The organism is Solirubrobacter phytolaccae, from assembly GCF_027587195.1.
GTDB classification, from domain to species: Bacteria; Actinomycetota; Thermoleophilia; order Solirubrobacterales; family Solirubrobacteraceae; genus Solirubrobacter; species Solirubrobacter phytolaccae.
In genome coordinates, this window is sequence record NZ_JAPDDP010000141.1 from 1 (window position 1) to 5,129 (window position 5,129).

The window sequence follows — 5,129 nt, forward strand, 5'->3', positions numbered from 1 at the left end:
CGCCACCCGCCGCCCGCCGCCACGCGCCGCCCGCCGCCACGCGCCGCCTGCCGCCACGCGGCGCACGTCGCCAAGGGGCGCCGCGCCTACTCGTAGCCCGCGGCTCGGCCGGCCTGCGCGATCCGCTCGGCCATCTTGCGGTTGGCCTCGTCGATCATCTCGCCGTCGTACATCGCCGCGCCGGACCCCGCCGCGTGCGCCTCGCGGTAGGCGGCGAGCATCGCCTCGGCTCGCTCCCACTGCTCGCGCTCGGGGCTGAAGACCTCGTTGACGATCGCGATCTGGCCGGGGTGGATCGTCCACTTGCCGTCCATGCCGAGCGCTCGGGCGAGCTGCGCGCGTTCCCGCAGGCCGTCGTCGTCACCGACGCGACCGTACGGTCCGTCGATGGCCTGGATGCCCGCCGCGCGCGCCGCGACCACCAGCCGCGAGTAGACGTAGTTCAGGTGGTCGCCGGGGTAGCCGTCGGGCGCGGCGCCGATCGTCGTGATCGGGATGCCGACCGAGGCGCTGTAATCGCCCGGGCCGAAGATCAGCGTCTCCATCCGCGGCGAGGCGAGCGCGATCGCCTCGCAGGCGACGAGCCCGGTCGCATCCTCGATCTGCGCCTCGATGCCGATCCGGCCGGCCTCGAAGCCCTTCGCCAGCTCGATCTGGGTGAGCAGCTTGGCCGTCATCTCGACGTCGCCCGGCGTCCGGACCTTCGGCACCATGATCGCGTCGAGCCTGTCCCCCGCCTGCTCGACGACCGCGATCAGGTCCTTGTAGAAGTGCGGCGTGTCGGTGCCGTTCACGCGCACGACCACCGTCTTGTCGCCGAAGTCGGTCGAGCGCAGCGCCTCGATCACGCGGTCGCGCGCGCTGTCCTTCTCGTTCGGGGCGACCGCGTCTTCGAGGTCGAGGAAGATCTCGTCGGCGTCGAGGCCGACCGCCTTGGCGATGAAGCGCTCGTTGGAGCCGGGAACGGCGTGGCACGTGCGGCGTGATCGGGACATCGACCGCGGATCGTAGTGTCAGAGACATGCCGGAACTGCCAGAGGCGGAGCGCGCGCGAGCGCAGATCGAGAAGGTGCTGGGGCGCGAGATCGTCTTCGTCGACGACCGCGACACCTACGTGTGCCGTCCGCACGCGCCGGGCGAGATCGCGGAGGCGCTGATCGGCCGCACGCTGACCGTCGCCCACCGCCGCGGCAAGTTCCTCTGGGCGGAGACCTCGGACGACGGGCCGGAGCTCGGGCTGCACCTCGGGATGGCCGGACGGATCGCGATCGACGAGCCGGCGCACGAGAAGTGGGACCGGTTCGCGCTCGAGTTCGCGGACGGCAGCCGGCTCGCGTTGCGCGACAAGCGCCGGCTCGGTCGGGCGCTGATCGAGCCCGACTTCGACCACATCGGGCCGGACGCCGCGCTGATCTCCCGCGACGCGTTCCGCGAGCGGGTCGGCCGCGGGTCGATGCCTTTGAAGGCCCGGCTGCTCGACCAGCGCTCGCTCGCCGGCGTCGGCAACCTGCTGGCCGACGAGACGCTCTGGCGGGCGAAGCTCAACCCGAAGCGGGCGGCCGGCGAGCTGTCCGAAGAGGAGCTCGACCACCTGCGCCGCGTCCTGCGCGCGGCCACCCGTGACGCCATCCGCAAGGGCGGCGTGCACACCGGGGACTTCATCCCGCACCGCAAGCGTGGGCACGCCTGCCCGCGTTGCGGAACGACGGTTGATCGCGCCACGGTCGGCGGCCGTACGACCTTTTGGTGCCCTAACTGTCAACCATGAGCGGGATGCGCCGATCATCCGATCGATGACGATTGCGCGTTGGGTAGGGGTCGGCGAGTCAGTCGACACGGATTCGGCTGCCGCCGGAGCGTCCGCCCGTGCCTCCGCGCTCGCCGGTCGCGACGCCGCGCGCCTGCTCATCGTCTTTGCCTCCCCCGCGCACGACCTTCCGGCGTTGCTGCGCGGGATCGCGCCCGGTGACGTCCCGCTGGTGGGCTGCTCGACGGCGGGCGAGATCGCCACGTCGGGTCCCGGCGACCACGGCGTCGTCGTGCTCGCGCTCGGCGGCCCGGGCTTCGCCGCGTGCACGCGGGTCGCCACCGGCGCCTCGAAGCGTCTGCGCGAGGCGGGCGCTGAGGTCGCCGAGTGCCTGCAGACCGTCGAGCCGCGCCCGCACCGCGCGCTGCTGCTGTTGAGTGACGGCCTGGCGGGTGACCAGCAGGCGATCGTCCGCGGCGCCTACGACGTCGCGGGCTCCGGGGTCCCGCTCGTCGGCGGCTGCGCGGGTGACGATCTCGCCATGCGGGCGACGTTCCAGCTCTACGGCGAGCAGGTGCTGCAGGACGCCGTCATCGGCGTCGCGCTCGGCTCGGACGCGCCGCTCGGGATCGGCGTCCAGCACGGCTGGCAGCGGGTCGGCGAACCCGTGCTGGTCACGAGCAGCGCGGGCAACCGGGTCTTCACCTTGGACGACCGGCCGGCGTTGGACGTGTACTTGGAACGGCTGGAGGCGCCTGCCGAGGTGTGGGACGACCCGGCCGCGTTCACCCTCTTTGCGCTCAGCCACCCGCTCGGGCTCGGGCGGCGGTCCGGCGAGGACCACGTGCGCTTCGTCGGCGGCGCGAACTTCGAGGACCGCTCGCTCGGGTGCATCGCCGAGGTCCCGCAGGGCGGGATCGCGTTCTTCATGGAGGGCGACTCGGAGTCGGTGCTGACCGCCACGGACGGCGCGTGTGCGGGCGCGCTCGCGGCGCTCGACGGCGCGCCCGCGTTGGGCGTGCTCGCGTTCGACTGCATCGCGCGCCGCAGCGTGCTCGGGGCGGCCGGCATCGCGGACGAGGTCAGCCGGATCGGCGCCGCGTGCGGCGGCGCGCCGGTCGCCGGCTTCTACACGTACGGTGAGATCGCCCGCACGCGCGGGATCAGCGGCTTCCACAACCAGACGCTCGTGGTCATGGCGCTCGCATGAGCTCCGTGCCGTTCAACTGGGCCGCCCACCAGCTCACGGAGTACCTGACGTTGCTCGGCACGTGCGAGACGGTCGACGCCGCGCTGGACGCCGGCGTCGAGCGCGCGGCGGACGCGTTCGACGCCGAGCACGGCGTCGTCGTGCGCGACGGGGTCGTGCTGACGAGCATCGGCTTCGGGGCGGGATCAGCGCCGTCCGCGGACTGGACGAGCGGCGAAGGCGTGCTTTGCGCGCCGCTCGACGACGGCGTCCTGGCCGTCTCGCGCGCGGACGAGCCGTTCACGGTCGAGGAGGCCGCGTTGCTGCGCGGGATGGCGCGGGCGCTGGCGCAGACGGTGCGCACGCTCGAGCTCGTGCATTCCCTGCGGTCGCGTCAGGCGCTGCTCGAGCGCCTCGCGGAGATCCAACGCTCGATCGTGGACCGCACCGACCTCGCCGCGTTGCTGCAGTCGATCGTCGACGGCGCCTGCGACCTGGTGGGCGACGAGATCGGCGCGCTGTGGCTGATGGACCAGGACATGCTGACGCTGGTGGCCTCGGCGGGCATCGGTGCCGAGTCGCTCGAGAAGCGGCGCAACCTCCCACACGCCATGCCGACCGGGCTGGTCGTGCTCGACGAGCCGGACCAGCCTGAGCTGCGCAACGAGGACGCCGAGGCGGTCATGGTCGCCCCGGTGTCCCGCAACGGCGTGCGCTGCGGGATTCTGACGGTCGCGTCGCGGCACGCCGGGCGACGGTACGGGCCGGACGAGCGCGAGGCGATGGTGGCGTTCGCCGAGCACGCGAGCGTCGCGCTGACCGACGCCCGCAACCACGCGGACGCCGTCCACCGCGCGCTGCACGACCCACTGACCAACCTGCCGAACCGCTCGCTGTTCGTGGACCGCCTCCGCCAGGCCGAGCAGCGTGCGTTGCGCAACGGAACCGCGGTCGGCGTGCTGTTCCTCGACCTCGACGGCTTCAAGACGATCAACGACTCGCTCGGCCACGGCCGCGGCGACGAGCTGCTGATCGCGGTCGCCGGGCGGCTGCACGACGCGCTCCGCGCGGGCGATACCGCGGCGCGCCTGGGCGGCGACGAGTTCGCGGTGCTCGTGGACGGGCTCGTTGACGAACGCGAGGCGCTCGGAGTCGCGCAGCGGATGCTCGACGCGCTGCGCCCGCCGGTCCCGCTCGCCGGCAAGCCCGTGATGGTGCGGGCGAGCATCGGCGTCGCCACCGCGACCGGGCCGGGCGGCGACCTGCTGCGCGACGCCGACCTCGCGATGTACCAGGCCAAGGCCCAGGGCCGCGACCGCGTGGTCTCGTTCGACGGCGAGATGCACGCCGCGATGGTCGCGAGCGTCGCGATGGAGCACGAGCTGCGGCTGGCGCTCGAGCACGGTGGGCTCTCGCTCGCGTTCCAGCCGATCGTCGACCTGGAGACGGGCCGCCTGCGCGCCGCCGAGGCGCTCTGCCGCTGGACCGTGCCGCCGTGCGAGTTCATCCCGCTGGCCGAGACGACCGGGCTGATCGTGCCGCTGGGCGCGTGGGTGCTCGAGGAGGCGTGCCAGACCGCCGCGGGCTGGCCGGACCACGTGCTCGTCAGCGTCAACGTGTCCTCCGTCCAGCTGCGCTCGTCGGAGTTCGTGGCCACGGTCGCGGGCGCGCTGGAGCGCTCCGGGCTCGAAGCCTCGCGGCTGTACCTCGAGGTGACCGAGAGCGTCCTGATGACCGACGTCGAGCGCACCGCCTCGCTGCTGCGTGAGCTCAAGGCCCTCGGTGTGCGGATCGCGATCGACGACTTCGGCACCGGCCACTCCTCCCTCCAGTACCTGCAGCAGCTGCCTCTCGACGCGCTGAAGATCCCGAAGCCGTTCGTCGACACGCTCGAGGAGGGCGGCCAGCTCGCCCGCGCGATCCTCGACCTCGGCCGCTCGTTCGGGCTCGCCGTCGTCGCGGAGGGCATCGAGACCGAGACCCAGCGCGAAGCCCTCCGCGCGCTCGGCTGCACCAAGGGCCAGGGCTTCCTGTTCGCGCGCCCCATGAGCGCGAACGAGCTGCTCAGCACCGTGTGACCCGCGGGCGCGCCCCGCCCGCTGCCCCGCCCCCGCACGCCCCACGCCGTCCCGCACGCCCCGCCCCGTACGCCCCGCGCCGTCCCGCCCACCCCCACGCCGCCCCGCCCGCGCG

4 protein-coding genes are annotated in these 5,129 nt (G+C 73.4%); 3 read left to right on the forward strand and 1 reads right to left on the reverse strand.

Annotated features, from left to right (window positions below; translation table 11 throughout):
- Positions 1-86: 86 nt before the first annotated feature.
- Positions 87-995 (reverse strand): HpcH/HpaI aldolase/citrate lyase family protein, encoded by a 909-nt coding sequence (locus OJ997_RS35860; protein WP_270030267.1) that lies wholly within the window; start codon positions 993-995, stop codon positions 87-89.
- Positions 996-1,021: 26 nt separating this feature from the next.
- Between OJ997_RS35860 and OJ997_RS35865 the strand changes: the two genes are divergently transcribed.
- Genes OJ997_RS35865 through OJ997_RS35875 form a run of 3 tightly spaced genes read left to right on the forward strand, consistent with a single transcriptional unit; the run spans position 1,022 to position 5,014 of the window.
- Positions 1,022-1,768, forward strand: a complete 747-nt coding sequence (locus tag OJ997_RS35865) for an Fpg/Nei family DNA glycosylase (RefSeq protein ID WP_270030268.1) — start codon at positions 1,022-1,024, stop codon at positions 1,766-1,768.
- Between the two features lie 25 nt (positions 1,769-1,793).
- Positions 1,794-2,957, forward strand: a complete 1,164-nt coding sequence (locus OJ997_RS35870) for an FIST signal transduction protein (RefSeq protein ID WP_270030269.1) — start codon at positions 1,794-1,796, stop codon at positions 2,955-2,957.
- Entirely contained in the window at positions 2,954-5,014 is a 2,061-nt protein-coding gene (locus OJ997_RS35875) for a putative bifunctional diguanylate cyclase/phosphodiesterase (protein WP_270030270.1), read from the forward strand. Before OJ997_RS35870 ends, OJ997_RS35875 begins: the two co-directional genes overlap by 4 nt.
- The last annotated feature ends 115 nt before the right edge of the window (positions 5,015-5,129 follow it).

Bases quoted from the DNA above. Each gene is read 5' to 3' on its own strand.
- OJ997_RS35870 (WP_270030269.1), top strand. From the start codon at position 1,794: ATGACGATTGCGCGTTGGGTAGGGGTCGGCGAGTCAGTCGACACGGAT.
- OJ997_RS35875 (WP_270030270.1), top strand. From the start codon at position 2,954: ATGAGCTCCGTGCCGTTCAACTGGGCCGCCCACCAGCTCACGGAGTAC.
- OJ997_RS35860 (WP_270030267.1), bottom strand. From the start codon at position 995: ATGTCCCGATCACGCCGCACGTGCCACGCCGTTCCCGGCTCCAACGAG.
- OJ997_RS35865 (WP_270030268.1), top strand. From the start codon at position 1,022: ATGCCGGAACTGCCAGAGGCGGAGCGCGCGCGAGCGCAGATCGAGAAG.